This window comes from Neobacillus endophyticus (assembly GCF_013248975.1).
Lineage (GTDB): Bacteria > Bacillota > Bacilli > Bacillales > Cytobacillaceae > Neobacillus > Neobacillus endophyticus.
The window spans coordinates 5,059,351-5,085,097 of the sequence record NZ_JABRWH010000001.1 but is presented as its reverse complement, the minus strand read 5'-3'; the positions used below and the strand labels follow the sequence as shown (position 1 = coordinate 5,085,097).

Below are 25,747 nucleotides of genomic sequence, written 5' to 3'. Positions count from 1 at the left end.
AAATGGAAGAGCATTTGAAATCATTCATGCAATATTTAGCCATTGATAAGGAGATGGCGGACAATACAATTCAATCATATGAGCGGGATTTAAAAAGCTATTTACATTATCTTAAGAATGTTGAATTGCTAAATTCACTGAATGAGGTACAGCGTGTCCATATTATACATTTTTTTAACTTTTTGAAAGAACAAGGGAAATCGGCAAAAACATTAGCCCGACATGCGGCATCTATTCGCGCCTTTCATCAATACTTATTGCGTGAAAAAGCTGTTGGGCATGATCCTTCTGTCCAGATTGAGACACCGCGGACAGAACGTTCTTTGCCTAAAATTTTGAGTCTGCAAGAGGTTGAGAAGCTATTAAATGCACCAAAAGCGAACGATCATTATGGATTAAGGGATAAGGCAATGCTTGAACTTTTATATGCAACAGGCATCCGCGTTAGCGAGCTAATCGAACTTGATTTAGAACACGTCCATGTAACAATGGGATTTGTAAGATGTTTTGGCAAGGGAAATCGGGAGCGAATCATACCAATTGGGAATGCTGCGGCAGAAGCCATAAACCTTTATTTAAATGAAGGGAGAACCAGGTTTCAAACTTCTAAACATCAGGATAATGCCTTGTTTTTAAACCATCAGGGACGCAGGCTGACAAGGCAGGGATTTTGGAAAATATTAAAAAAGTTGTCACTTGAATCAGGAATTAACAACGAGCTGACGCCACATACCTTAAGACACTCCTTTGCAGCTCATCTGATTGAGAACGGGGCTGACTTAAGAGCTGTACAGGAAATGCTTGGCCATGCTGATATTTCAACAACTGAAATATATACTCAAGTGACGAAACCAAAATTAAAAGAAGTCTATACTAAATTCCACCCACGGGCTTGATAGATTAATAGAAAAAAACAAAGTTCACATTTCTTTCAAAAAGCGGCCAAAAAATTTGGCCGCTTTTTCTTGTAATTTTATCATCATTTAGTAAAATAGAGATGTCAGACTTCTGACAAATAAAATATCCACTGATTGGTTAATACAATCTAAACAGGGCAACATAAAAATATTGTATATTTCATTTTAATGTAAACGTTATCAGTGAAATAAGGAGGAAGGGCAAATGGAAGCCGCTACATATAAACGTATTTTCATTATTGTTATGGATTCCGTAGGGATCGGAGAAGCGCCCGATGCTGAAAAATTTAATGATAAAGGCGCAGACACCTTTGGTCATATAGCAGAAAAGATGAATGGACTTAACATGCCAAATATGGGCAAGCTTGGTCTAAGTAACATCCGTGAATTAAAAGGGATTGCTAAAGCAGAAATACCACTCGCTTATTACACAAAAATGAAAGAAGCCTCAAATGGAAAAGACACCATGACAGGGCATTGGGAAATCATGGGTTTAAACATACAAACCCCATTCCGCGTATTCCCTGATGGATTTCCAGATGAACTTTTGTCCGAGTTAGAAGAACGTACTGGCCGCAAGATCATTGGAAATAAGCCTGCAAGCGGTACGGAAATTCTCGTTGAACTTGGAGAAGAACATATGAAAACGGGCAGCCTAATCGTATATACATCTGCCGATTCTGTTCTTCAAATTGCTGCACATGAAGAAATTGTTCCACTTGAAGAACTATATAATATTTGCAAAATTGCCCGTGAATTAACGTTAGATGAAAAGTATATGGTTGGCCGTATTATTGCCCGCCCGTTTGTAGGTGAACCAGGTAATTTTAAACGTACTGCAAACCGCCATGATTATGCATTAAAACCATTTGGGCGCACAGTTATGAATGAATTGAAGGACGCTGGCTATGATGTTATTGCTATTGGGAAAATTTCCGATATTTATGATGGCGAAGGAGTAACCCAATCTCTTAGAACAGTTTCCAATATGGATGGCATGGATAAACTGGTACAAACATTAAATATGGACTTTACCGGAATCAGTTTTCTAAATCTCGTTGATTTTGATGCCCTTTACGGACATCGCCGTGACCCAGAAGGATACGGAAAAGCACTGGAAGAATATGATGCGAGACTACCTGAAGTGTTTGCAAAAATGAGGGAAGACGATTTATTAATGATTACGGCAGACCATGGAAATGACCCGATTGCTCCAGGTACAGACCATACAAGGGAATATGTACCATTACTCGTTTACTCAAAGAGCATGAAGGAAGGAAAAGAATTACCGTTAAGGGAAACATTCGCTGACCTTGGTGCAACAGTAGCGGAAAACTTTAATGTAAAAATGCCGCCATACGGGAAAAGCTTTTTACATGAATTATGATAGATAAAGGGGAAAAGAAGATGGAAAGTGAAAAAATTTATACGGCCGCTGATTTTTTAAAACAAAGGTTTAATAACCAGCCAAAAATTGGCCTAATTTTAGGATCTGGTCTTGGTGTACTAGCAGATGAGATTGAAGATCCAATCAAAATCCCTTATCAGGATATCCCTGGATTTCCTGTTTCCACAGTAGAAGGGCATGCCGGACAATTAGTTTTTGGCTCGTTATGCGGTGTAGATGTCGTTGCCATGCAAGGAAGGTTCCATTTCTATGAAGGCTACAGTATGGATAAAGTCACGTTCCCTGTTCGTGTTATGAAAGCAATTGGTGTGGAAACTCTTATTGTAACGAATGCAGCGGGAGGAGTGAATGAAAGCTTTTCTCCTGGCGATCTAATGATTATTAACGATCATATTAATTTTACAGGCACCAACCCATTAATTGGTCCAAATGATGCGAAGCTTGGTGTCCGTTTCCCTGATATGTCCGAAGCCTATTCAAAGGAACTTAGACATTTGGCAAAAGAAACGGCGGAACGTCTTGGCATTGATGTAAAAGAAGGTGTATATTTCGGATTCTCAGGACCTGTATATGAAACACCTGCAGAAATTCGAATGGTCCGCACACTTGGTGGTGATGCTGTCGGAATGTCAACTGTTCCAGAGGTCATTGTGGCCCGTCATAGCAATATGAAGATACTCGGTATTTCCTGTATTTCCAATATGGCAGCAGGCATTTTGGACCAGCCATTAACTCATGATGAGGTTATTGAAACAACAGAAAAAGTGAAAGCCAATTTCCTCCTCTATATAAAAGAGATTGTGAAGAGTCTTAAATAAAATCCTTTAGCAAAGTGGGGAAAAAAGATGAGAATGGTCGATTTAATTGAAAAAAAACGCGATGGGCATGAATTGTCAACAGACGAAATTAATTTTATTATTAAAGGCTACACCGACGGATCTATACCTGACTACCAAGTCAGTGCTTTAACTATGGCCATTGTTTTTAGAGGGATGACCGAAAAAGAACGAGCAGACCTAACCATGGCAATGGTACAATCCGGTGACCAAATTGATTTATCGCAAATTGAAGGCAAAAAAGTGGATAAACATTCTACGGGAGGAGTTGGCGACACCACTACTCTAGTCCTTGGGCCTCTTGTTGCCTCAGTTGGTGTACCGGTTGCCAAAATGTCGGGTCGCGGTTTGGGGCATACAGGAGGAACGATTGATAAATTAGAATCAGTAAAAGGGTTTCATGTTGAAATAGATAATAAAGAATTTATTGAACTTGTTAATAAAAATAAAATTGCGGTAATTGGTCAAAGCGGCAACCTAACACCTGCTGATAAGAAGCTCTATGCTCTTAGGGATGTGACTGCCACTGTTGAAAGTATTCCACTGATTGCCAGCTCCATCATGAGCAAAAAAATTGCCGCTGGCGCTGATGCAATTGTGCTTGATGTTAAAACAGGTGCAGGAGCATTTATGAAGACACTGGAAGATTCCCGTGAATTAGCCAAAGCAATGGTGGGGATCGGAAACAATGTAGGCAGAAGAACAATGGCTGTAATTTCTGATATGAGCCAGCCATTAGGATTTGCCATTGGAAACGCGCTAGAAGTAAAAGAAGCAATTGATACATTAAAAGGGGAAGGCCCTGAAGATTTGACAGAACTATGTTTAACATTGGGAAGTTATATGGTATATGTGGGCGGAAAATCCAGCTCGTTAGAAGAAGCAAGAGGCATGCTGGAAAATGCCATCAAGGATGGTTCAGCACTAGAAAAGCTTAAAGTCTTCCTAAGCTCTCAAGGCGGGGACGCATCCGTTGTGGATGACCCGAGCCAGCTGCCGCAAGCAAAATATCAAATTGAATTGGAAGCGCAAGAAGATGGCTACGTAGCAGAAATTGTCGCTGATGAAGTTGGAACAGCTGCAATGCTCCTTGGAGCAGGAAGAGCAACAAAAGAATCCTCCATCGACTTGGCTGTAGGTCTCGTTTTAAGAAAAAAAATAGGAGACCTAGTCAAAAAGGGAGAATCATTAGTCACCATCTACAGCAACTTTGAAGAAGTCAGCGAAGTCAAACAAAAACTGTACGAAAATATCAAAATTTCAGCTGAAAAAACCAACGCACCAATTTTAATTCATGAATCTATAACTGAATAAATATGGCGAAACGGGTGTCAGGCACCATGTGAAAATTTCACATGGTGCCTGACACCTTTTTGTGTATAAAGTTGGTGTTTTTGGAAAAAATGGGGCTATAAAGAATGGAGGGTTATGGAATGAAACGAATTGTCTCTTTGATGATGATTTCTGTATTTCTGTTTAGTATATGGGGACCATCCGCTTTTGCGGCAGAGGTAAAGAAGAATTCGGCTGATATTGTGAGTAATGTAAAGTCAGCTATTTTAATTGAGCGGGATACTGGGAAGATCCTCTATGAGAAAAATGGCAATGAAGAATTGCCACCAGCCAGTATGACGAAAATCATGACCATGCTGTTAATTATGGAGGCAATTGACAAAGGGAAGCTTAATTGGAATGAAAAAATTCGTACAAGTGAACATGCAGCTTCGATGGGAGGCTCGCAAATATTCCTTGAACCTGGCGAAGAAATGACAGCGAAAGAAATGATGATGGGAATAGCCATTGGCTCCGGAAATGATGCGGCAGTGGCAATGGGTGAAAGAATAGCAGGGTCTGAGGAAGCTTTTGTAGATATGATGAATCAAAAAGCCAAGCAGCTTGGATTAAAGCATACATTCTTTAAAAATCCGACCGGGCTGCCTGTCAGTGGACACTATAGTTCTGCCTATGATATGGCAATCATGGCAAAAGAATTACTTAAATATGAAGATATAACAAAGTTCACCGGTTTGTACGAGTCATACCTTCGTCAAAATACGGACAAAAAATTTTGGCTAGTCAATACAAATAAATTGGTCCGTTTCTATCCAGGAGTTGATGGATTAAAAACGGGGTTTACTGCTGAAGCAAAATACTGTTTAACAGCTACAGCGCAAAAAGATGGAATGAGGGTAATTGCCGTTGTTTTTGGGGCGCCAACTTCAAAAGAAAGAAATGCAGAAGTCACCAAAATGCTAAACTATGCCTTTAGTCAATACCAGACTCATCCGATGTATAAAAGAAATCAAGTAATTGGAATGGCCAAAGTAAGCAAAGGGCAAGAAAAAACAGTTGATGCCGTAACAAGTGAACCACTCTCCTTGTTGACGAAAAAGGGTGAGAAAACAGAAAAAGTAACAAAAAAGGTGATTCTCAAGAAAGATCTTAATGCTCCGATCCATAAAGGTGATCCGATTGGAACCATTAAACTTATAAAAGATGGCAAAGTCCTTCTAGAAAGCCCGCTGGTTGCAAACAAAGAAGTGAAAGAGGCTACATGGTGGACATTATTTAAACGATCATTTGGCATGTTCACAAAGGCTGGAAAATAATTGTCGAACTTCAATACTTAATCACTTCTTTTAGCGAAATACTTCTAGTTTTGTATTTAGAGAAGGAAATCCACTGACGAAAATCGAATTGACTCACTATACCAGATTAAGGAGGCCGGGAATAGTGAGTCTAAACATTGAGTTGGAAACAAAACACGATGTCTTGTGCATTCGTTTAAGTGGTGAACTGGATCATCACACAGCAGATGAACTGCGTGAAAAAGCGGCAGCCGTCATTGAAAAAAATGAAATCCGTCATATTGTTTTGAATCTCGAACAATTAACCTTTATGGACAGCTCTGGTTTAGGGGTTATTTTAGGAAGATACAAGCAAATTAAACAGGTACACGGCGAAATGGTGGTTTGCGCAATTTCCCCAAGCATACAAAGACTGTTCGACATGTCTGGTTTATTTAAAATTGTCAAAATGGAACCGACTGAGGAATATGCTTTGCAAAGATTGGGGGTGGCCTAAAGTGAAGAATGAAATGAATCTTGAATTTAGTGCCTTAAGTCAAAATGAGTCATTCGCCCGTGTTACTGTCGCTGCTTTTATTGCCCAGCTTGATCCTACCATGGACGAGTTGACTGAGATAAAAACCGTTGTTTCAGAAGCTGTGACAAATGCAATTATTCATGGATATGAAAAGGATCCAAATGGGCTTGTTTATATTCATGTGTCGATTGAGGATGGCTTAATTGACATGACGATTAAAGATGGTGGAGTAGGAATTGTCGATGTGGAGGAAGCTCGTCAGCCATTATTTACAACAAAGCCGGAGTTGGAACGGTCCGGCATGGGTTTCACCATCATGGAGAATTTCATGGATGAGGTAGAGGTTCATTCACAGCCAGGCATTGGAACCGAGGTTAGATTACGAAAGCATATACAAAATCGTACCATGCTTTGCAATTAAGGAGACTTGCCAATGGATGTGGAGGTCAAGAACGATAAAAATCAAGCGTATTTAAAAGATCACGAGGTCAAGGAGCTAATTAAGAAGAGTCAGGAAGGAGATCAAGAAGCAAGGGATCTAATTGTTGAGAAAAATATGCGCCTTGTATGGTCTGTTGTTCAACGGTTTCTTAATCGTGGTTATGACCCTGATGACTTGTTCCAAATCGGCTGTATTGGGTTATTGAAATCAGTGGATAAGTTTGATCTTTCATATGATGTCAAATTTTCCACCTATGCTGTACCCATGATTATCGGTGAAATTCAACGATTTATTCGTGACGATGGAACAGTTAAGGTCAGCCGATCCTTGAAAGAAATGGGGAACCGAATTCGCAAGGCGAAAGACGAGTTATCGAAAACGCTTGGTCGAATACCAACAGTTAATGAAATTGCTGAATATCTTGAATTATCTCCGGAGGATGTCATTCTTGCTCAAGAGGCAGGAAGGGCGCCTTCATCCATTCATGAAACTGTTTATGAAAATGATGGCGACCCGATTACCCTGCTTGATCAGATTGATGATGGAAATGAAGGGAAATGGTTTGATAAAATAGCACTAAAAGAAGCAATATTAGAACTTGATGAACGTGAAAGGCTTATCGTATATTTAAGATATTATAAAGATCAAACCCAAACAGAAGTAGCTTTAAGGCTTGGTATTTCCCAAGTTCAAGTTTCCAGGCTGGAGAAAAAAATTTTACAGCAAATGAAAGACCGTATGGATATTTAATCCATACGGTCTTTCTCATAAATAAAGAAAGTATTGATTTTAACTTTGAAAATTGTTTAGCGAAAACGCCCAAGCGGTTAGTGTCCTCCGCCCTATGATAAGTCAAGTACGAAAACGCTAACGCTCTTCGAGTTTTCTTGATCCTAGTTGGAGTCCATCCCATACGCCGTTGAACAAGGTGTTTATGCTTTTCTTAGCCGTACAACTTTCCTATCAGGCATAAGTGCACTAAGGAGTGCTTCGTGAGTATTAGTTTCCAGTCGAAAAGTTGTGCTTTTCGCGAACTACGCCTCTGTCTTCGCCCTAACGGCTCGCCCTAACGGCTCGCCAGTCGGCGAGTTTTCTTTATTTATTCGCAAAATTATTTCATTAAAAATAACAAATTACACATACTATTGAAAAGAAAAAACATTATGTGGGAAGTGAATGTTTTGGAAAAAACAATCTACCTCCGCATGCGGCATCGTGTTCAATCCCGGCCAAAGGAAAATGTTTGTTTAAAGGATGTCGCCCAAATTATTGCCCCAGAAACGGTCCTCCCAATGTTAAAAGAAATCCATGTCCATCGATTAACGGATGCGGATGGAAATATCGTAGTAATTGATGTAATGAAAGTCATACAGTTAATTACAGAAAGATTTGGGGAAATAGAGGTTCAAACAATCGGTCCTGCGCAAACAATCGTTGAAGTAATGACAAAGCAAAAAGGAGTATCTATTCCTTTTTTTCTTTTAATTTGGTTTCTATTATTTTTTGGTTCGGCCATGACATTAATGAACTTTCACGATGATGTAAGTATGCAAAGCGTCCAGGAAAAAATTTATACCATTATCACGGGAGAGAAGGCTGCAAAGCCGCTGTTATTTCAAATTCCTTATTCAGTTGGATTAGGATTAGGTATGATTTTATTTTTTAATCACGTTTTTAAGAAACGTATTAATGATGAACCAAGCCCATTGGAAGTGGAAATGTTTAATTATCAGATGGATTTGGATAATTATGTGATTTTACACGAAAATAAAGAAAGTATGAAAAAAGTTTATGACGATTAAAATTCTTATTGTTTTATTTGTAGGACTGGCAAGCGGATTAGCCGTTGGTTCGGGGTTTGTTGCTTTTCTTACGGTACTTGGTATTATCCCTAGGCTGACGCAGCTTTCCAAAACCATGAAAATGATTCGACAATATGAATGGGCTGTTGTCATTGGAGCCTTTTCAGGTGTCATTGCAAGTTTGCGGGATCCAGAAATAGGGATCTCTGCCTATTTTTTAATTCCTTTAGGCTTAACAGGCGGTGTTTTTGTAGGGATGTTAGCGGCAGGACTTACCGAAGCATTGAATGTTTTTCCTATTCTAGCCAAAAGAATTCGCTTGGATGGCGAAATTGTCATTTTAATAATGGCCATTGTACTGGGGAAAATGATTGGTTCCATTTTTCAGTGGGTATATTTTGTTCATCATTAGAAAGGACATCAAAGTATGAACAATCCAAGACGTGTCATTTTAGTAACAGACGGTGATGAATATACAAAAAGAGTTTTGCAGCAAATTGCAAAAAAAATTGGCGGGCGATGTATTTCTCAGTCGCAAGGAAATCCGTCCAAATTAACAGGTCAGGAGATTGTGAAATTAATAAAAAAAGCGGCAAATGATCCTGTGCTTGTGATGTTTGATGATAGCGGAATCATTGGTGAAGGAGCTGGAGAAACCGCACTTAAATATGTTGCCCGGCACCAAGACATTGAAGTACTTGGGATTGTGGCCGTTGCAGCGAAATCAAAACATGAAGAATGGACAAGGGTAGATGTGTGCATTGACAGAGATGGAGAATTGACACCGTATGGAGTAGATAAATTTGGTATACCTGAACACGAAATTGGGAGAATAAATGGAGATACAGTCTACTGTCTAGATGAGTTAAATGTGCCCATAATTGTTGGAATTGGAGATGTTGGTAAAATGGCAAGACATGATTCGTATAAATTTGGTTCGCCAATAACAGGAAAGGCAATCGAACTTATACTTGAAAGGAGCGGCTTTTATGACAAATATTAAAGACCAGAAATGGCCAATCCCGCTATCGGTTCATGAAGTAGAAAATTATATGAAACAACGGGTTGGACTTGGAGTTAGCTTTGACTTGAATTATAGAAAATTAAAAATCCTGGGAAAAGATGTTCATTTATACTGTGTAAGCGGCTTATGTGATTCGCTTTTAATTACACACCTACTAGAAGAACTAGTAGAAATTAATGACCATGAAAAATTGGGATCAGATGTATTTAAAATTATCGAAAATAGACTTGTCAATTATTCGGTTGAACAAAATAATCAACTTGATTATATGATTGACAAAGTTTTGTCAGGTCTTGCCGGAATAGTAGTGGATGGTGAGAACAAAGCCTTCATTATTGATGTAAGAAGTTATCCAACCCGCTCCCCTCAAGAACCTGATACAGAAAAAGTTGTCCGCGGTGCAAGGGACGGGTTTGTTGAAAATATTATTTTAAATACCGCATTAACTAGGAGGAGAATCCGTGATGAACGTCTTCGCTTTGAAATGATCAGGGTTGGAAAACGTTCAAAATCAGACGTAGCTTTAGGATACATTGAAGATATTGCAGATCCGGATTTGATTAATATCCTAAGAAAAGAATTAAAAGAAATGGATATTGACGGACTTCCTATGGCTGACAAAACGATTGAAGAGTTTCTTATCAATCAGGGGTGGAATCCATTCCCGCTTGTCAGATATACGGAAAGAGCGGATGTAGCGGCGGCTCATATTTTAGAGGGACACGTGGTCATATATTGCGATACCTCACCAAGTGTCATTATTACACCAACCACCTATTTCCACCATGTTCAGCATGCGGAAGAATTCCGTGAATCTCCGCCATTAGGGACATTTGTCCGCTGGACACGGTTTTTAGGGGTTTTAACATCGATCATTTTACTGCCATTATGGTTATTATTCGTATTGGAGCCCTCATTGCTGCCCGATAAACTGTCATTTATCGGTCCGAACAAAACGACACATATTCCAACTGTAGTTCAATTGTTTTTAGGGGACTTTGGGATTGAGTTTCTGCGTATGGCCGCTATACATACACCAACTCCTCTGTCCACTGCAATGGGCTTAATTGCTGCAGTACTAATTGGTCAAATAGCCATCGCTGTTGGACTGTTTACACCTGAAGTCATTCTTTATGTTGCAGTTGCGGGGATTGGAACGTTTACAACTCCCAGCTATGAATTAAGTGTGGCAAATAAAATTGCCAGAATGTTACTGATGATCATTGTTGCCCTTTTTCATACGCCGGGCTTTGTTATTGGAACTACGTTATTTTTTCTATTTCTTGTTAATACACGTGCGCTTAACACCCCATATTTATGGCCGTTTCTTCCTTTTGAACCAAAAGGATTCATGCAAATTCTTTTCCGTCGGGCCATTCCTGGGTCGATGCTGCGCCCAAGTATTGTTCATCCAAGAAACCGTTACCGTCAATCACCCGATAATTGAAACGATGAAGAAAAAATTGCAGAATTCAAATAATTATGCTAAAGTTGGTTTAATTAAATAAAGCGATAAAGAGGATAAATAGGCAGTATCTCAATTGGATTCTGTCTATTTGTTTATTATTTTTTAACAATGACTGAATAGAATATAGTGAGTCGGATGGAGAGAGGGAAGGGTATGTATTTTTACGGTACAACTGGTGTAAATAAAAATGGCAATTTAGAAGTCGGCGGTGTAGATGCCGTTGAATTAACGAGAGAGTTTGGTACTCCCTTGTACGTCTATGATGTCGCACTGATTAGGGAAAGAGCTCGTGGATTTAAACAGACCTTTGAAGAACAAAACATAAAGTCACAAGTGGCATACGCTAGTAAAGCATTTTCTACCGTGGCCATGGTACAGCTCGCTGAAGAAGAAGGATTGTCACTTGATGTGGTGTCAGGCGGAGAATTGTTTACTGCCATAAAAGCCGGATTCCCACCTGAAAGAATTCATTTTCACGGTAATAATAAAAGCAGGGTCGAACTGGAAATGGCATTGGAACATCAAATTGGCTGTATTGTCATTGATAATTTTTTTGAATTGGAATTACTCAAAACTATCTGCCTGGAGAAGAATTCTTCTGTAAACATATTGTTACGTGTTACTCCGGGAATTGAAGCACACACACATGACTACATTTTAACCGGGCAGGAAGATTCGAAATTTGGATTTGACCTGCAAAATGGACAAGCGGGGGATGCTTTGGCAGCTGTTCTACAATTTGACCATTTTTCTGTCTTGGGTATTCACTGCCACATAGGATCGCAAATATTTGAAACAACCGGATTTATTTTAGCGGCTCAGAAATTGATTGGAAAATTGGCTGAATGGAAAGAAACGTATTCATTTGAGGCAAAAGTACTAAACTTAGGTGGAGGTTTTGGAATTCGTTATACAAAAGAGGATGAACCTATACCTCCATCTCAATATGTAAGTGAAATAATTAAACAAGTAAAAACCTTAACTGTTGAATATTCACTATCTATGCCGGAAATTTGGATCGAACCAGGACGTTCGCTGGTAGGGGATGCTGGTATTACTTTGTACCAGGTCGGGTCTTCCAAAGAGGTGCCTGGCGTCCGAAAATATTTGGCGGTTGATGGCGGGATGAGCGATAATATTCGACCTGCATTGTACCATGCGAAATATGAAGCAGTATTGGCCAATAAGCCATTAGCTCAAGCAAAAGAAACAGTTTCCATTGCAGGGAAATGCTGTGAATCAGGAGATATGCTAATTTGGGATTTACCTCTTCCGGATGCAGGGGAAGAAGACATTTTGGCGGTTTTTTGCACAGGGGCTTACGGTTACTCAATGGCTAACAATTATAATCGCATTCCAAGACCGCCGGTCGTTTTTGTGGAAAATGGAAAAGCCACACTTGTCGTAAAACGTGAGACATATGAGGACTTGTTAAGACTTGATTTGCCTTTGAAATAGAAGGGCCTGGGTGACCCTAGATTTTTATAAACGAAAAATAACGCTGCCGATAAATAGCTGGCAGCGTTATTTTTTGCGGATAAGAAAAGTTAATTTTCCTATTTAACATAAGGTTACTACACCTCAGTTTTTCGCCCTATATGACTGACTATAGGCGTGTTTTATTTAAGCGAAAATTGATTTAATCCAGTCAATGAGAGAGATGAAAAAATTCTTGATTTTGTCAAGAAATCCCTGTCCTTCTCCAGATTGAAGGAATTTTGAAATGCGATCCTGAGCTTTATTTATTTGATCGCTAACTTGGTTCCAGTTGATGTTAAGATTTTTTAATTTATTGAATAAGTCCATTAAGCTTTGCATTTGATCATTTGTAAGCTTAACATTTAAATCGCTTGCTGCTTGTTCAATAATTTGGCGCAACTCTTCATCATTTTGCGGTTTTTTCTTGGCGATTTCTTCTTTTACTTTTGCGATCAGAGCTGCTGCATTCTTATCACCAATGGAATCACCCAGCTTTGCGGTTTCCACCATTTCCTGATTGGCTGCCTGTTTGACAGCTTCAGGTATGGTTTTATCGGCGGATATTTCGTAAGCTTTAATAATACCTGTCAGAGCAGCCGTACCAGAAACGGGTACTGGAGATGTAATATAGATGTTTGCATCCTTGACACCTGCAGTAATCAAGGCATTAATATACATTTCATTGGTTACCCAGGTAATATTATTGGTTTTTACTGTAATCCCTGAACCTTTTGGAGCAATCGTAATGGCAGATGACGATATGGCCTTTGTGCCAATAAGTGCATTTGCAACATACTTTCCTAAATATTGATGTTCCTCCTGATTTGTCACAGTTACGATATGGACGTCTTTTGGAGCATTCATTTCAGCTAAAAGATTATTTTTCTGGGTATCAGTTAAATTAGCGCCTAAAGTCACAATCATATCACCTTCAACCATGTCGGCAAAGCTCCTAAGAGGATTCATAAATAATATAGCCGCCATGAGTAGGATGAGTATCTTTTTCATAAAAGCCTCCTTCTATTACAGCCCGATTATTAATTAAACAGTGGGCCCTTATATAATATAACCTATTCTTTGAAAATTACAGAACAAATTAACAGTTTCATAGTGCAAATATGTTATGTTCTACATGGGAAATGGATTAGTTTTGTAATTTAGTGTAAAATGTTAGCGGGGGAAATTGATATTGGGGGCGGAGTTTACATGAAAAGAAGCAATTGGATTGTATTTTGTGTTCTATTAGGCCTCTCGATAATATGGGGACTGATCTATTGGATATTTATAGTACCAAAACATTCGTCATAATATTTATCATTGATGAAACTTGATTAATTTTGTATGATTGTCATTAGTGAAACAATAATCTTTCAACTACATATAATGAAATATGGTTTATAATCGCTATGAGTGGAGAAAAATATACTATTGTTAAGCCGAAGATCGATTGGTTTATTTCATATAATGAGGGATCAATATGTTAATTCGTTATAAAAAGACATTTGAGAAAATTGCAATGGGGTTATTATCTTTTATGCCAAATGAGAAGGATTTAAAAAAACTCCAGCTGACAATGAAGGACTATGAGACAGAAAAAAATCGACAGCTTTTTTTATGGAAGGAAGAAGATATAATCGGACTTATTGGCGTCCTCTTTCATGAAGATCAAAACTCTATAGAAATTCAGCATATATCCGTAAATCCCTCGCACCGATTCCAGGGAGTCGGAAAAAGGATGGTAAAGGAACTGAAAGATTTATATGCTGATAAAGTAATTAGCCCAAATGCAGATACAGCGCCATTCATTGAAAAATGCGATCTGTGCTGATTTTTTGAATAAAAGGCAACGAATGGATGTCTATTCGTTGCCTTTTTTTATCTGTAACGCTCTGTTCCTTTCAGCAATTACATCGGAACGATCTCGCAATTTGTGGCGATGAACGATGTGACTATTTGTCATATCACTATGACTGCCCCATGGAAAGCCTCCTGCCTCACAATTATTCCTGCATAATTCCAATAAAACTGAGTCAACGATGGGTAAATGAATGCTAACATACGGAGCAGAGGCTTTGATAGCCGCTTGGCGTTCTGTTAATAGATGAAGAAGCTGGTGTCCGTCCAAACCGAAATCAGGAAGATCCTTTTCCTTACTAGAAAAGATAGAAATAGCTTTATCTAATGTTCTTTCAGCTCCATTGAAATTGTTGCGGCGATGATGATAGGCGGATACCGCCAGTAGAATAAGACCAACCCATATGGATTCTTTGTTGCCAGCGTCACTCTCTTTCCAATGCTCTTCAAGAATTTCGTGGCATTCAAAATAGTCGCGATCTCCATGAAAATGGACTAAATATTGAAGATATGCTGTTGGATACAAGTGGTTCCCTCCTATTAAATATATGTAAAGTTTATCATACTTAGTTGAAAAAGTTTGAAGAAAAGCATAATCATTCAAAAGGCCCGTCAAAAATGACGGACCTCCATGCCATTATGTTTAGGTCTACATGAGCAGACCATTAGGCTTAGATTTTGGGTTTCCTACCAAACCCATGCAGCACCAACAATTATCAATAAAATAAATAATACGACAATTAACGCAAATCCGCTTCCGAATCCGCCATAACCTACACCATCAGACATATTCAATTCCTCCTATACTGTTTTATTTTTTTCCCTGTTATCATATGTTGAAATATTGTCCCATGTTAAAGGCAATCATTATGTTTTTGTGTTTAAAGCGCTTAAATGCATTTTTCTATTGGATAACACCAGTCGAATCCACTATACTAGTAATATCGTTGTGAATGATCACAATTTTATTTTTTCAAGAATTTTGGTGAGATTTAATGCCTTATCAGGTGAAAATTGATGCGTTTGAAGGGCCGTTGGATTTATTGCTTCATCTCATAAATCGGCTTGAAATCGATATATACGATATCCCTGTTGCCCAAATTACCGAGCAATATCTATTGTATATTCATACAATGAATGAGCTTAAACTTGATGTTGCCAGTGAATACTTGGTGATGGCAGCAACACTGCTGGCGATAAAAAGCAAAATGCTGCTTCCGAAACACGAAGAAGAATATCATGAAGAGGATCCAGAAATGATCTTTGAGGAAGATCCCCGCGACGAACTAGTGGAACGATTAATCGAATATCGAAAATACAAAGAAGCGGCAAATGATTTAAAGTCACTAGAGGAAGAACGTGGCTTGATGTATACAAAGCCACCAAGTGATCTTTCTGATGTAACAAAAGAAGTAAATCCAAACAAATCTGACATAAATATTTCTCTTTATGATATGTTGGCTGCTTTTCAAAAGCTGATGCGCAGAAAGAAATTGCAGCGACCAATGACAACGAAAATTGCCCGTCAGGAAATATCCATTGAGAAAAGAATGACAGAAATACTGGATGAATTAAAGCAATTTAGCGGTAGAAAGAATTTTAATGAGTTATTCCCTTATCCTGCAAAGGATCATATCGTTGTAACATTCTTAGCCATATTAGAGCTCATGAAACGAAAAGAAATTGATGCAGCGCAGGAAGAAAACTTTGGCGACATTTATATTCAAGCAATACAGGAAGGAAGTAATGCGGTTGGAGCTCATTAATTGGACAAGCATATTGGAAAGTCTCTTGTTTGCTGCGGGAGATGAAGGACTGTCTCTTAAGCAAATAGCAGAAGTGATGGAAGTGGATGAGCTAAAAGCAAGTGAAATCATTTCTGATTTAATAAGGGATTATAATCAAAATGAAAATCGCGGCATTATACTTGTCGAGCTTGCTGGTACATACCAGCTTGCCACGAAGAAAGAGAATGCAAATTATTTAAAGAAATTGGTGGATTCTCCGAATACCTCAACTTTATCGCAGGCAGCACTCGAGACATTGGCCATTATTGCTTATAAACAACCGATCACAAGAGCGGAAATTGAAGAAATACGTGGTGTAAAAACAGAACGACCGCTTCATACTTTAATCGCTAAAGCATTAATAAAAGAAATCGGCCGTGCCGAAGGTGCTGGACGTGCATATTTATATGGTACAACGAAAGAGTTTCTTGATTACTTTGGATTAAAAAGTCTTGATGAACTTCCGCAACTTCCAGAAAAAGTGGAGGAAGACTATGTACAGGAAGAAGCAGACTTATTTTTTGAAAAATTTCAAGAAACGATTAACTCCTAATTCACAATCAATTCCTATGTTATGCTAAAATAAATTTGCAATTAGGTGATTTTTTTAATTTTTGTACGTATTGTGAGTATGATAAGGAGCTGGATCAAGTTGCTGATTAAAGAATGCAAAGGGTACGAATTAGAGAAAGAACAATCAAATACCTCTGAAGATTTTTTCAATCGAAGTGAGATCACGTTTAAAGAGGATGGCGTGGAAAAAACACTACATGTGTTATATGTGAGATATTTCGACGAAATTTTTACTGAATTTACTCCGTATCAGAATGACCCTATATTTGTGCAGGATGGTCAAGAAGTTATGTTTAAAGATATTGTTGCACTTGTATGTTTATTAAAAAATCCAGGTCTTCGTGAACGGAAACGCCTTTATATTAATTCGAAGCAAGAATTTGCTTCCTATTTTCAAAATGTAAATTATCATAAATTACCTGGAATTTTTCTTTCAATCAAGCAAAGCAATGGGTATGAACTGCGTTCGCCGCTAGATTTTATTTTACAGCCGCAATAAATGGAAATGGTGAGAAACCTAGGGAGGTAAATATGGGAAATACATTAGTCAATTCACAACTTAAAGATGTTAAGATTTTTTTATCAAATGCAATAACAACTGTTGAGGAATTTTTAAATGAAACTTCGCTTTCACAATGGAACTTCGAAAAGGAAGAGGAACGCGCTTATACCAAGATCATCCTCTCTCATTTGCGAAAATTGATCGTTTATAGTGAAGAAGGCTTTGATGCCTGTTCCGTGATTCTCCAAAGTGAGCCTTTCCAAAAAGCAGCAGCTGAAAAAACATTATACAAAATCTATCATCAATGCATTGAAGAATTTTTCGCTCCTAAGAATGATGCTTGGTATGAAGATAGTAGGTCAGCCTATACGGGAAGAAATTCCATCAAATTTTATCGTAATGTTCCTGAAAATGTTCAGCAATTGGTTAAAAGTCTTGAAGGCGACTTTCAACGTATTAGGGAAGAATTGGAATATTATGAAACCGACTACCGCACAAAAATGATGCAGTCAAAATAAAAATATCATAGAAGATAGATATTGAAACGGAAGCGCAAAGGCGTTTCCGTTTTTTGTTCTGATTATTCTTTATCATTCATACCTTTTAGCAAAATGAGGCAGGAATGAGGAGATGAAATGGATCGTTTTAGTCAGTATGTAAATGAATTATTTCAATGGAATGAACAGATGAAGCAATTTTTGTTTTCTGAAAAGGTAGGTCTAAACTCTGAATTGTGGAAGAATTTAGATGAGTTTACAGACCTGATTGAAAACACGAATCGTGATTTATCCACTGAGGAAATGCTTCAGCTTCAGGAAAAGGCTGAATATATCCATGAACAAATGGAGAATTATTTTAAACGTAAACAAGAGGGCAGCGTTGGGACGATCTTTGTGCTTGAAAAGCCCGTTCCAATTGGCGGCCACACCCTGCCAGAATTAGCATACCCCTACAATGCATTAGAACCTTATATCTCGGAAGAAATTATGAGACTTCATCACGATAAGCATCATCAAGCATATGTCGATGGTTTAAATAAAGCAGAATTAAATTTAAAAAAAGCAAGAGACAATAATGATTTTTCATTAATCAAACATTGGTCGCGCGAACTGGCTTTTCACGGATCTGGCCACTATTTACATTCTATTTTCTGGAGAAATATGAGTCCAAATGGCGGTGGACAACCACAAGGTTTATTAAAGAAGGGGATTGAAGATTATTTCGGGGATTTCACAGCTTTTAAAAACCATTTCTCTGAAGCAGCTAAACAGGTAGAAGGAGTAGGATGGGCATTGTTGGTTTGGTCACCAAAAGCAAAACATCTAGAGGTCTTGCAAACGGAAAGACATATGATCCTGACACAGTGGGATACTGTACCATTGCTTGTATTAGATGTTTGGGAGCATGCTTATTATCTTCAATATAAAAACAATCGGGCAAAATATGTTGATAATTGGTGGAATATTGTTGATTGGAATGATGTGGAAATGAGGTATGAAAAAGCAGCGGATATTAAATGGCCAGCCCTTTGAGCAGATTTGGATTGAGAGACTTCTGGCTTCAATGGAATAGGCTTTTCTATTTTCCAGGAATAACAAACCTTGTCCCGCATACACTTTTATTAAATAATTAGCGGGACGAGGTAAATCGTATGAGAATGATTTGGAAGCTTATTGTATTTTCCCTCATAGTCTCACTGGCGGCTACGAACATTCCACGAAAAGCAAATGCATCTATTGGAGTTAGTGCCGCGAGTGCAGTATTAATGGAACAAAGTTCAGGACGTGTCCTATATGAAAAAGATGCACATACGAAAAGAAGAATTGCCAGTATCACTAAAATCATGACAGCCATTTTGGCTATTGAATCTGGGAAAATGGATAAATATGTGAAAGTAAGTGATAAAGCGACCCGTGCTGAGGGGTCATCCATATATTTGAAACCGGGGGAAGAAATCAAGTTAAGGGATCTGGTGTATGGTTTAATGCTTAGGTCAGGTAATGATGCTGCCGTTGCCATTGCTGAATATGTCGGCGGAAGTGTAGATGGTTTTGTCTATTTGATGAACCAGAAGGCAAGGGAAATTGGCATGTTTGATACGCATTTTGCCAATCCCCATGGTCTCGATGATCATGAAGACCATTATTCAACTGCCTATGACATGGCTATTCTTATGCGTTATGCTATGCAAAACAAAACATTTGCGCAAATCTCTGGTACTAAAGTATATCGTGCACCAAATCCAACTGAGAAATGGGACAGGGTTTGGAAAAATAAAAATCGGCTATTGACAAAATATCCATATTCTACTGGGGGAAAGACAGGTTATACAAAAAGGGCAAAAAGAACACTTGTCACTACCGCTAAAAAGGGTGATATGGGCCTAATTGCTGTCACTTTGAATGATTCGAATGATTGGAATGATCATATTTCGATGTATGAATCAGGGTTTAATCAATACGATATGACAGAAGTCTTGCCAAAGGGAAAATTGGACGTAGCTAATAAATTTTATAAAAATCATTTATATGTAAAATCTTCCATCGTATATCCTGCAACTAGTAAAGAAATAGGGCTATTTTCGGTAAAATATAAATTGAATAAACCTAATTCCGATGCCCGGAAGTCAAACACAAATGAGGAAATCGTTGGAAAAGCCATCGTATATCTAGATGGAAGAGCAGTGGAGGAAACACCCATATATTATCAGAACGGAACCTTCAAAGAGAAGAAGAAGGGAATGTTTGATTTTGTAAAGGAAATTTTTCTTTCAGTATTGGGTGTGAATGTAAATGGTTAACTATATATGGGTATTGATAACCGTAATAGGTATTATCTTTGCGCTATTTAATGGTACGATCGGTGATGTTAATAAAGCGGTCTTTGACGGGGCTAAAGAAGCAGTAACAATATGTATTGGACTCATCAGCGTATTAGTATTTTGGCTGGGGATGATGCGCATTGCTGAAGAATCCGGTTTGCTCGAAAAACTGTCCAGGTTATTCAGGCCGCTTGTAAAACTCTTATTTCCGGAAGTACCGGTTAACCACCCAGCAATGGGGTATATCCTATCGAATATGATTTCCAACATGTTTGGATTAGGAAATGCTGCAACACCTTTAGGAATTAAAGCAATGGAGGAATTAAAAAAACTAAATGGCGAAAAAAATTCAGCAAGCAGGTCCATGGTCACCTTTTTGGCGATCAATACAGCGAGCATCACGATTATTCCTACCACAGTTATTGCCATCAGAATGAATTACCACTCTGTATCTCCCACTGAAATCGTAGTACCAACGATTATTACGACCCTTTTATCGGCAATTGGTGCCGTTTTGATTGACCGGTATTTTTATTATCGCAGACGCCGAAAAGGATGATGTGTATGGAGTTTCTTTCGTATATTTCGCTGACCTTTATTCCTTTGTTAATTGGCTTTATTCTCTTGTATGGTACATATAAACGGGTACCAACATATGAGAGTTTCGTAGAAGGAGGAAAAGAAGGAATCAAAATTGCCGTCTCTATTATTCCTTTTTTAGTAGGAATGTTGGTCGCGATTTCTGTGTTCCGAGCATCAGGCGCACTTGATGCTCTTATGAACCTGCTTCGTCCGTTAATGAAATCCATCGGAGTTCCGGAGGAAATAGCTCCTCTTATATTTATTAGACCCATTTCTGGAACAGCTGCGCTGGGAATGACAAGCGATTTGATAGCTAACTATGGTCCGGATACCTTTATTGGTAGGCTAGCATCTGTTTTACAAGGAAGTACAGATACAACATTTTACGTATTAACGGTTTATTTCGGGGCTGTAGGTATTAAAAAGATGGGGGATGCATTAAAAGTAGGCCTTTTAGCTGATGTAGTTGGTATCATCATTTCAATTGTGGTTGTCATCTTTTTTTTCGGTACTAATTAGAGTGATGTTGGTTTATACAAGAGTAAGTTCTAGAAAAAGGAACTTACTTTTTTATTTACCAAAATAGCCATTACTTTGAAAAGTAAAGATTTTATGTCATAATTCATATAAATAGAATCAAAAATTTTATTTTAAGAAGATAATGATTTTCATACTAACAAATAGATTCTAGTCAACTTTGAGGTGAAATAATGGAAAGATTGCAAAAGGTAATTGCTCGTGCAGGGATTGCTTCGAGAAGGAAAGCGGAAGAGTTTATTAAAGAGGGTAAAGTGAAAGTGAACGGAAAGGTTGTGACAGAGCTTGGTTTGAAGGTTTCCGCTTCAGATAAAGTGGAAGTCAATGAAATACCAATTGAAAAGGAAGAATCTGTTTATTTTTTATTATATAAACCTAGAGGGGTGATCTCTAGTGTTCATGACGAAAAAGGAAGAAAGGTTGTCGTTGATTTCTTTCCGGGAATTAAAGAAAGAATTTATCCAATTGGGCGTCTTGACTATGACACATCAGGATTATTAATTCTTACAAATGATGGGGAATTTGCTAATTTGCTCATGCATCCAAGAAATGAAATTGAAAAAGTCTATATTGCAAAAATAAAAGGAATTCCGCTAAAGGAAAATCTTCGTAAATTAGAAAAGGGAATACGCTTGGAAGATGGTAAAACAGCTCCTGCTAAGGTCAATATGTTGTCAGCAGATAAAAAGAAACAATCTGCAATTATAGAAATCACAATCCATGAGGGACGGAACCGCCAGGTGCGAAGAATGTTTGAAGCGATTGGACATGAAGTTGTAAAGCTGAAACGGGAGCGTTATGGTTTTTTAACATTACAAGGACTAAAGGCTGGGGAAGCAAGAGAATTATCTCCTCATGAGGTAAAACAAATAAGAGCACTTGCATTAAATCAATCTAAATAAGTAATCATAGTTCATTAAAGTTCAAAACATGCCCTAATTTAAATTTAGATTAGCAAATTGATAATGGTGAAAATGGTATAATTTAGAGAAATGTTCCATGTGAAGTATTGGGGGGAGTTTGATGAAGAAGCAGCGATTAGTTATTAGAACATTGATATTACTTGTTCTTGGTGCTGCCGTTGTATATACCTTGTATGCGAATTTTACTAAGGACGATCAGCAGACTTTGGCTGTCGGCTCTAAAGCTCCCGATTTTGTTCTAACAGATATGCAGGGCCATAAACACAGGCTGTCTGATTATCGTGGACAAGGTGTATTCCTAAACTTTTGGGGAACTTGGTGTCCTCCTTGCAAGCAAGAAATGCCTTATATCAATAATCAATATCAGCAATTTAAAAATAAAGGTGTCCAAGTGCTGGCGGTCGATATCCAGGAGTCGCCGCTGGCTGTCAATGAGTATGCCTCCCGATATAATTTGAATTTTCCCATTATGATTGATACAGATAAAGAAGTGATGACAGCATATGGTATTGACCCGCTTCCCGCAACATTTTTAATCGATAAAAATGGGAATGTAGTAAAGTACTATACTGGTTCGTTGTCTGAAAATATGGTTAGGGAGTTTATGGAGAAAATAAAACCTTAAGGTAGTCGGGGAGTTTTTGCTTATGAATGATGTTAAATGTGAATGCGGGCATGTAAATCCACATGGAACGGTGCTTTGTGAAGCATGTGGGAAAGTGCTGGACGAGCAGGAAAACCAAAAAGAATTACTGGATATGCGGTATGAAGGCAGTGCACGCCGCTCGCAAACTTATAATAAAACCATCATTGATAAAATATGGAATTTCTTTTCGTCCGTTAAAGTCGGAGTGTGGCTGATCATTATCACTTTAATTGCCTCCGCGTTGGGAACGATATTTCCGCAAAAAATGTACATTGACCAGGCTCCCGAAGTTTATTACCAGCAAGAATATGGCACCCTTGGGAAATGGTATTACCAGCTTGGGTTTGATGATTTATATAGCTCTTGGTGGTATTTATTATTAATTGCGATGATTGGAATTTCTCTTGTCATTTGCAGCCTTGACAGAGTGATTCCCTTATATAAGGCCTTAAAAGCGCAAAATGTTACAAGACACGAAGGTTTTCTTAAACGTCAGCGTGTTTTTGGGATCAATACCAATGCAGAAGAAATTAATTTACCATTGCTTAAAAAGCAAATGCAAGGAAAACACTATCATGTCCGTGGAGAAAAAGGGGATCTTTTAGCCGAAAAAGGCCGATTTTCACGATGGGGTCCTTATATAAATCATATTGGTTTAATCATTTTCCTGTTTGGGGGAATGTTGCGTTTTATCCCGGGTATGTATGTAAATGAAAACCTATGGGTTCGAGAAGGGGAAACTGCATTAGTTCCGGAAACTGGTGAAAAATTTTATCTTCAAAACAATCAATTTATTCTACAAACCTACGATAAAAATAAGGATAAAGCATTTGCTCAAGCACTAAGCAAGGCTGGCGAGGTGGCGAAAAATTACCAGTCTAATGTTGTGCTCTATGAGCAGCAAGGAAAGAGCCTCCCTGGAGAAAAGCCAAAGTTAAAGAAAATCATGGATTATAAGATTCGTGTAAATCATCCTCTAGCTTTTGACGGTTATTCTATCTATCAGGCCTCTTTTAGAAGTGAGTTAAGCGCCATGTCTTTTTCGCTAACTAATAAAAAGACAAACCAATCATATGGTGATCTAACCATTGACCTTTATAATCCGAAGGAAAAGTATGATCTTGGAAAAGGCTATTCAGTAGAAATACTTAATTATTTTCCGGATTTTGAATTTGGCCAAAATGGTGAGCCTTCTACAAAATCGAGAACACCCAATAACCCTGCTTTTATTTTTCGCATGTATTCACCTGATAAGCCCAAAGGGGAAACAAGCTTTGTGGCTATTAAGCAAACTATCGAGCCATTAGGCACCAATAAGTATAAGATGTCTTTCCGGGGAATTGATACGAAAAATGTCTCGGGTTTTGTAGTCCGCAAAGATTCCTCGATGTGGGTGATTATTTTAGGTGGGATTATTTTTATGATCGGTGTGGTGCAAGGGGCCTATTGGCAGCATCGAAGGATTTGGATCCAACATAAAAACGGGCAAATCTGGATTGCGGGACATACGAATAAAAATTGGTACGGATTTAAAAGAGAAATAGAATTAGTTTTAGAAGGAACCAATTTGAGCATGCCGGAAGATCAACTTCAAGCGGTGAAGGATAAGGAGGAAGGTTAATTGGCAACAATAAGCAGCGATTTATTGTTTATTGCTTTTATTCTTTATTTAGTAGCTACTCTGTTTTACGGGGGATCTATTAAGGTAAAAAAGGTTAATGACACGAAAAAAACCAACAAATGGGGGAAAATAGCTGTATTTTTAACAATTGTTGGTTTTATTTCACAGCTTAGCTTCTTCATCACTAGATGGATTGCATCCGGACATGCACCGGTAAGTAATATGTTTGAGTTTACAACGTTTTTTGGAATGGCTCTTGTTGGTGCATTTATAGTTATCTATTTTATTTATCGAACCACACTTCTCGGATTATTTACGATGCCAGTAGCCATTCTGGTAATTGCCTATGCAAGTATGTTTCCAAGGGATATTAGTCCCCTAATACCTGCTTTGCAAAGTTATTGGTTATATATTCATGTTACGACTGCAGCAATTGGTGAGGCCATTCTGTCTATAAGTTTTGCAGCAGGTTTAATATACCTTGTAAAAGGGATTGATCAAACGAAGTCTAGTAAACAAACTTTTTGGCTTGAAGTGGTTATGTTTTCTCTTGTTACTGTTCTTGGATTTGTGTTAGTTTCATTCGGATTTTCGGCCGCTGGGTATCATGAGAAATTTAATTGGATTGATAAACAAGATAATCAGGTTACAGTTGATTACACAATGCCTGCGATCACAGGGCCGCATAAAGGAGAATTGTTAACAAAAGGGGCCTTTAAACCATTATTTGAAATGCCGGCAATTGTGAATGCAAAAAAATTAAATACTGTGATTTGGTCAGTGTTTGGCGGTCTGTTCCTTTATAGTATTTTAAGATTAGTTTTAAGAAGAAGGATTGGAGCAGCACTTAAGCCGCTTGTTAAAAATATTAAACTTGATTTTGTTGATGAGATCAGTTATAGATCAGTTCTTATAGGATTCCCGGTTTTTACATTGGGGGCGCTCATTTTTGCGATGATTTGGGCGCAAATGGCATGGTCGCGTTTCTGGGGCTGGGATCCAAAGGAAGTTTGGGCCTTGATTACTTGGTTGTTCTATGCTGCCTTTTTGCACCTTCGCTTATCCAAAGGCTGGCATGGTGAAAAATCTGCTTGGCTTGCAGTTATTGGCTTCGTTATTATTATGTTCAACCTTGTTGCTGTTAACCTTGTTATTGCTGGTCTTCATTCCTATGCGGGCTCTTAAAGTAAGTTTTATTACCTCTGGCAGTTGTTCTTCGTTCAAATTTACTAGGAAGTATTGAACTATTCGTTTTAGCAAATCCTACCTAAAAAACCTTCACTTTTGTTGTGGAGGTTTTTTTAACACTGTTTTAAAGATGGAAATGTGAAATTGTCATATTTTTGACACTTTTGAGCCATGATATGAGCCTTGAACATATAGAAAAATAATGAACCATTAGGTAAAATAAACTACATGG

The 25,747-nt window shown here is 38.1% G+C and carries 29 protein-coding genes; 26 read left to right on the top strand and 3 right to left on the bottom strand.

All coding sequences use genetic code 11. The features are described from left to right. Nucleotides 1–2 precede the first annotated feature (2 nt). The 13 genes from xerD to lysA all read left to right on the top strand — a co-directional run bounded on the left by xerD (nucleotide 3) and on the right by lysA (nucleotide 12,460). Nucleotides 3–896 carry a site-specific tyrosine recombinase XerD gene (gene xerD / locus HPT25_RS25295; protein WP_173070464.1) on the top strand — a complete coding sequence of 298 codons (894 nt, stop codon included), beginning with the start codon at nucleotides 3–5 and terminating at the stop codon, nucleotides 894–896. 226 nt (nucleotides 897–1,122) lie between these two features. Further along, nucleotides 1,123–2,304: a phosphopentomutase gene (gene deoB / locus HPT25_RS25290; RefSeq protein WP_173070462.1), complete on the top strand. Its 1,182-nt coding sequence runs from the start codon at nucleotides 1,123–1,125 to the stop codon at nucleotides 2,302–2,304. A gap of 20 nt (nucleotides 2,305–2,324) precedes the next feature. Continuing rightward, a complete protein-coding gene (locus HPT25_RS25285; protein ID WP_173070460.1) occupies nucleotides 2,325–3,143 on the top strand; it encodes a purine-nucleoside phosphorylase in 819 nt (272 codons plus the stop codon). A 27-nt stretch (nucleotides 3,144–3,170) separates the two neighbouring features. Continuing rightward, nucleotides 3,171–4,475 carry a pyrimidine-nucleoside phosphorylase gene (locus HPT25_RS25280; protein WP_173070458.1) on the top strand — a complete coding sequence of 435 codons (1,305 nt, stop codon included), beginning with the start codon at nucleotides 3,171–3,173 and terminating at the stop codon, nucleotides 4,473–4,475. Between the two features lie 119 nt (nucleotides 4,476–4,594). Beyond that, on the top strand, nucleotides 4,595–5,770 hold the full coding sequence (locus HPT25_RS25275) for a D-alanyl-D-alanine carboxypeptidase family protein (protein ID WP_173070456.1): 1,176 nt from the start codon (nucleotides 4,595–4,597) through the stop codon (nucleotides 5,768–5,770). A gap of 124 nt (nucleotides 5,771–5,894) precedes the next feature. Further along, entirely contained in the window at nucleotides 5,895–6,245 is a 351-nt protein-coding gene (gene spoIIAA, locus HPT25_RS25270; RefSeq protein ID WP_173070454.1) for an anti-sigma F factor antagonist, read from the top strand. 1 nt (nucleotide 6,246) lies between these two features. Next, the gene (gene spoIIAB, locus HPT25_RS25265) at nucleotides 6,247–6,687 is read left to right on the top strand and encodes an anti-sigma F factor (protein ID WP_173070452.1); all 441 of its coding nucleotides are present in this window, start codon (nucleotides 6,247–6,249) and stop codon (nucleotides 6,685–6,687) included. Between the two features lie 12 nt (nucleotides 6,688–6,699). Further along, nucleotides 6,700–7,458, top strand: a complete 759-nt coding sequence (gene sigF, locus HPT25_RS25260) for an RNA polymerase sporulation sigma factor SigF (RefSeq protein ID WP_173070450.1) — start codon at nucleotides 6,700–6,702, stop codon at nucleotides 7,456–7,458. A 431-nt stretch (nucleotides 7,459–7,889) separates the two neighbouring features. Further along, on the top strand, nucleotides 7,890–8,510 hold the full coding sequence (locus HPT25_RS25255; RefSeq protein ID WP_281368249.1) for a stage V sporulation protein AA: 621 nt from the start codon (nucleotides 7,890–7,892) through the stop codon (nucleotides 8,508–8,510). Continuing rightward, nucleotides 8,500–8,922: a stage V sporulation protein AB gene (locus HPT25_RS25250; protein WP_173070446.1), complete on the top strand. Its 423-nt coding sequence runs from the start codon at nucleotides 8,500–8,502 to the stop codon at nucleotides 8,920–8,922. The genes HPT25_RS25255 and HPT25_RS25250 overlap by 11 nt, the downstream gene beginning before the upstream one ends. A gap of 15 nt (nucleotides 8,923–8,937) precedes the next feature. Beyond that, nucleotides 8,938–9,513, top strand: coding sequence for a stage V sporulation protein SpoVABEA (gene spoVAEA, locus HPT25_RS25245; RefSeq protein ID WP_173070444.1), 576 nt, complete (start codon nucleotides 8,938–8,940; stop codon nucleotides 9,511–9,513). Further along, entirely contained in the window at nucleotides 9,500–10,981 is a 1,482-nt protein-coding gene (locus HPT25_RS25240; RefSeq protein WP_173070442.1) for a spore germination protein, read from the top strand. Before spoVAEA ends, HPT25_RS25240 begins: the two co-directional genes overlap by 14 nt. 174 nt (nucleotides 10,982–11,155) lie before the next feature. Next, complete coding sequence (lysA, locus tag HPT25_RS25235; protein ID WP_173070440.1) at nucleotides 11,156–12,460, top strand: diaminopimelate decarboxylase; 1,305 nt, start codon at nucleotides 11,156–11,158, stop codon at nucleotides 12,458–12,460. Between the two features lie 165 nt (nucleotides 12,461–12,625). On the opposite strand, the gene HPT25_RS25230 is transcribed toward lysA, so the two are convergent. Continuing rightward, nucleotides 12,626–13,489 (bottom strand): DUF1002 domain-containing protein, encoded by an 864-nt coding sequence (locus tag HPT25_RS25230; RefSeq protein ID WP_173070438.1) that lies wholly within the window; start codon nucleotides 13,487–13,489, stop codon nucleotides 12,626–12,628. A gap of 469 nt (nucleotides 13,490–13,958) precedes the next feature. Between HPT25_RS25230 and HPT25_RS25225 the strand changes: the two genes are divergently transcribed. Then, on the top strand, nucleotides 13,959–14,309 hold the full coding sequence (locus HPT25_RS25225) for a GNAT family N-acetyltransferase (protein WP_173070436.1): 351 nt from the start codon (nucleotides 13,959–13,961) through the stop codon (nucleotides 14,307–14,309). 30 nt (nucleotides 14,310–14,339) lie between these two features. Here HPT25_RS25225 and HPT25_RS25220 read toward each other — a convergent pair whose 3' ends face one another. Next, nucleotides 14,340–14,861, bottom strand: coding sequence for a DUF309 domain-containing protein (locus HPT25_RS25220; RefSeq protein WP_173070434.1), 522 nt, complete (start codon nucleotides 14,859–14,861; stop codon nucleotides 14,340–14,342). A gap of 161 nt (nucleotides 14,862–15,022) precedes the next feature. After that, nucleotides 15,023–15,124 carry a YjcZ family sporulation protein gene (locus HPT25_RS25215; RefSeq protein ID WP_173070432.1) on the bottom strand — a complete coding sequence of 34 codons (102 nt, stop codon included), beginning with the start codon at nucleotides 15,122–15,124 and terminating at the stop codon, nucleotides 15,023–15,025. 206 nt (nucleotides 15,125–15,330) lie between these two features. Here HPT25_RS25215 and HPT25_RS25210 point away from each other — a divergent pair, with 206 nt between their 5' ends. The 12 genes from HPT25_RS25210 (at nucleotide 15,331) to ccsB (ending at nucleotide 25,512) form a co-directional block, all read left to right on the top strand. Then, nucleotides 15,331–16,101 (top strand): segregation/condensation protein A, encoded by a 771-nt coding sequence (locus HPT25_RS25210; RefSeq protein WP_173070430.1) that lies wholly within the window; start codon nucleotides 15,331–15,333, stop codon nucleotides 16,099–16,101. Then, a complete protein-coding gene (scpB, locus tag HPT25_RS25205; protein WP_281368248.1) occupies nucleotides 16,088–16,675 on the top strand; it encodes an SMC-Scp complex subunit ScpB in 588 nt (195 codons plus the stop codon). Before HPT25_RS25210 ends, scpB begins: the two co-directional genes overlap by 14 nt. Before the next feature lie 99 nt (nucleotides 16,676–16,774). Beyond that, entirely contained in the window at nucleotides 16,775–17,194 is a 420-nt protein-coding gene (locus HPT25_RS25200; RefSeq protein ID WP_173070426.1) for a hypothetical protein, read from the top strand. Nucleotides 17,195–17,226: 32 nt separating this feature from the next. Further along, nucleotides 17,227–17,715 carry a YpuI family protein gene (locus HPT25_RS25195; protein ID WP_173070424.1) on the top strand — a complete coding sequence of 163 codons (489 nt, stop codon included), beginning with the start codon at nucleotides 17,227–17,229 and terminating at the stop codon, nucleotides 17,713–17,715. A gap of 117 nt (nucleotides 17,716–17,832) precedes the next feature. Next, nucleotides 17,833–18,729: a superoxide dismutase gene (locus HPT25_RS25190; RefSeq protein WP_173070422.1), complete on the top strand. Its 897-nt coding sequence runs from the start codon at nucleotides 17,833–17,835 to the stop codon at nucleotides 18,727–18,729. A 119-nt stretch (nucleotides 18,730–18,848) separates the two neighbouring features. After that, complete coding sequence (locus tag HPT25_RS25185; RefSeq protein ID WP_173070420.1) at nucleotides 18,849–19,997, top strand: D-alanyl-D-alanine carboxypeptidase family protein; 1,149 nt, start codon at nucleotides 18,849–18,851, stop codon at nucleotides 19,995–19,997. Further along, the gene (locus HPT25_RS25180) at nucleotides 19,990–20,577 is read left to right on the top strand and encodes a nucleoside recognition domain-containing protein (RefSeq protein WP_173070418.1); all 588 of its coding nucleotides are present in this window, start codon (nucleotides 19,990–19,992) and stop codon (nucleotides 20,575–20,577) included. The genes HPT25_RS25185 and HPT25_RS25180 overlap by 8 nt, the downstream gene beginning before the upstream one ends. 5 nt (nucleotides 20,578–20,582) lie before the next feature. Beyond that, nucleotides 20,583–21,119, top strand: coding sequence for a spore maturation protein (locus tag HPT25_RS25175; protein ID WP_173070417.1), 537 nt, complete (start codon nucleotides 20,583–20,585; stop codon nucleotides 21,117–21,119). 191 nt (nucleotides 21,120–21,310) lie between these two features. Further along, a complete protein-coding gene (gene rluB, locus HPT25_RS25170) occupies nucleotides 21,311–22,039 on the top strand; it encodes a 23S rRNA pseudouridine(2605) synthase RluB (protein WP_173070415.1) in 729 nt (242 codons plus the stop codon). A 121-nt stretch (nucleotides 22,040–22,160) separates the two neighbouring features. After that, entirely contained in the window at nucleotides 22,161–22,685 is a 525-nt protein-coding gene (resA, locus tag HPT25_RS25165) for a thiol-disulfide oxidoreductase ResA (protein ID WP_281368247.1), read from the top strand. Nucleotides 22,686–22,707: 22 nt separating this feature from the next. After that, the gene (gene resB / locus HPT25_RS25160) at nucleotides 22,708–24,327 is read left to right on the top strand and encodes a cytochrome c biogenesis protein ResB (RefSeq protein WP_173070411.1); all 1,620 of its coding nucleotides are present in this window, start codon (nucleotides 22,708–22,710) and stop codon (nucleotides 24,325–24,327) included. After that, nucleotides 24,328–25,512 carry a c-type cytochrome biogenesis protein CcsB gene (gene ccsB, locus HPT25_RS25155; protein WP_173070409.1) on the top strand — a complete coding sequence of 395 codons (1,185 nt, stop codon included), beginning with the start codon at nucleotides 24,328–24,330 and terminating at the stop codon, nucleotides 25,510–25,512. Nucleotides 25,513–25,747: the final 235 nt, after the last annotated feature.

Bases quoted from the DNA above. Each gene is read 5' to 3' on its own strand.
- HPT25_RS25185 (WP_173070420.1), top strand. From the start codon at position 18,849: ATGAGAATGATTTGGAAGCTTATTGTATTTTCCCTCATAGTCTCACTG.
- xerD (WP_173070464.1), top strand. From the start codon at position 3: ATGGAAGAGCATTTGAAATCATTCATGCAATATTTAGCCATTGATAAG.
- HPT25_RS25280 (WP_173070458.1), top strand. From the start codon at position 3,171: ATGAGAATGGTCGATTTAATTGAAAAAAAACGCGATGGGCATGAATTG.
- HPT25_RS25210 (WP_173070430.1), top strand. From the start codon at position 15,331: ATGCCTTATCAGGTGAAAATTGATGCGTTTGAAGGGCCGTTGGATTTA.
- spoVAEA (WP_173070444.1), top strand. From the start codon at position 8,938: ATGAACAATCCAAGACGTGTCATTTTAGTAACAGACGGTGATGAATAT.
- deoB (WP_173070462.1), top strand. From the start codon at position 1,123: ATGGAAGCCGCTACATATAAACGTATTTTCATTATTGTTATGGATTCC.
- rluB (WP_173070415.1), top strand. From the start codon at position 21,311: ATGGAAAGATTGCAAAAGGTAATTGCTCGTGCAGGGATTGCTTCGAGA.
- HPT25_RS25285 (WP_173070460.1), top strand. From the start codon at position 2,325: ATGGAAAGTGAAAAAATTTATACGGCCGCTGATTTTTTAAAACAAAGG.
- HPT25_RS25215 (WP_173070432.1), bottom strand. From the start codon at position 15,124: ATGTCTGATGGTGTAGGTTATGGCGGATTCGGAAGCGGATTTGCGTTA.
- HPT25_RS25180 (WP_173070418.1), top strand. From the start codon at position 19,990: ATGGTTAACTATATATGGGTATTGATAACCGTAATAGGTATTATCTTT.
- HPT25_RS25275 (WP_173070456.1), top strand. From the start codon at position 4,595: ATGAAACGAATTGTCTCTTTGATGATGATTTCTGTATTTCTGTTTAGT.
- sigF (WP_173070450.1), top strand. From the start codon at position 6,700: ATGGATGTGGAGGTCAAGAACGATAAAAATCAAGCGTATTTAAAAGAT.
- resB (WP_173070411.1), top strand. From the start codon at position 22,708: ATGAATGATGTTAAATGTGAATGCGGGCATGTAAATCCACATGGAACG.
- HPT25_RS25230 (WP_173070438.1), bottom strand. From the start codon at position 13,489: ATGAAAAAGATACTCATCCTACTCATGGCGGCTATATTATTTATGAAT.
- resA (WP_281368247.1), top strand. From the start codon at position 22,161: ATGAAGAAGCAGCGATTAGTTATTAGAACATTGATATTACTTGTTCTT.
- lysA (WP_173070440.1), top strand. From the start codon at position 11,156: ATGTATTTTTACGGTACAACTGGTGTAAATAAAAATGGCAATTTAGAA.
- HPT25_RS25225 (WP_173070436.1), top strand. From the start codon at position 13,959: ATGTTAATTCGTTATAAAAAGACATTTGAGAAAATTGCAATGGGGTTA.
- HPT25_RS25175 (WP_173070417.1), top strand. From the start codon at position 20,583: ATGGAGTTTCTTTCGTATATTTCGCTGACCTTTATTCCTTTGTTAATT.
- HPT25_RS25195 (WP_173070424.1), top strand. From the start codon at position 17,227: ATGGGAAATACATTAGTCAATTCACAACTTAAAGATGTTAAGATTTTT.
- HPT25_RS25190 (WP_173070422.1), top strand. From the start codon at position 17,833: ATGGATCGTTTTAGTCAGTATGTAAATGAATTATTTCAATGGAATGAA.
- HPT25_RS25250 (WP_173070446.1), top strand. From the start codon at position 8,500: ATGACGATTAAAATTCTTATTGTTTTATTTGTAGGACTGGCAAGCGGA.
- HPT25_RS25240 (WP_173070442.1), top strand. From the start codon at position 9,500: ATGACAAATATTAAAGACCAGAAATGGCCAATCCCGCTATCGGTTCAT.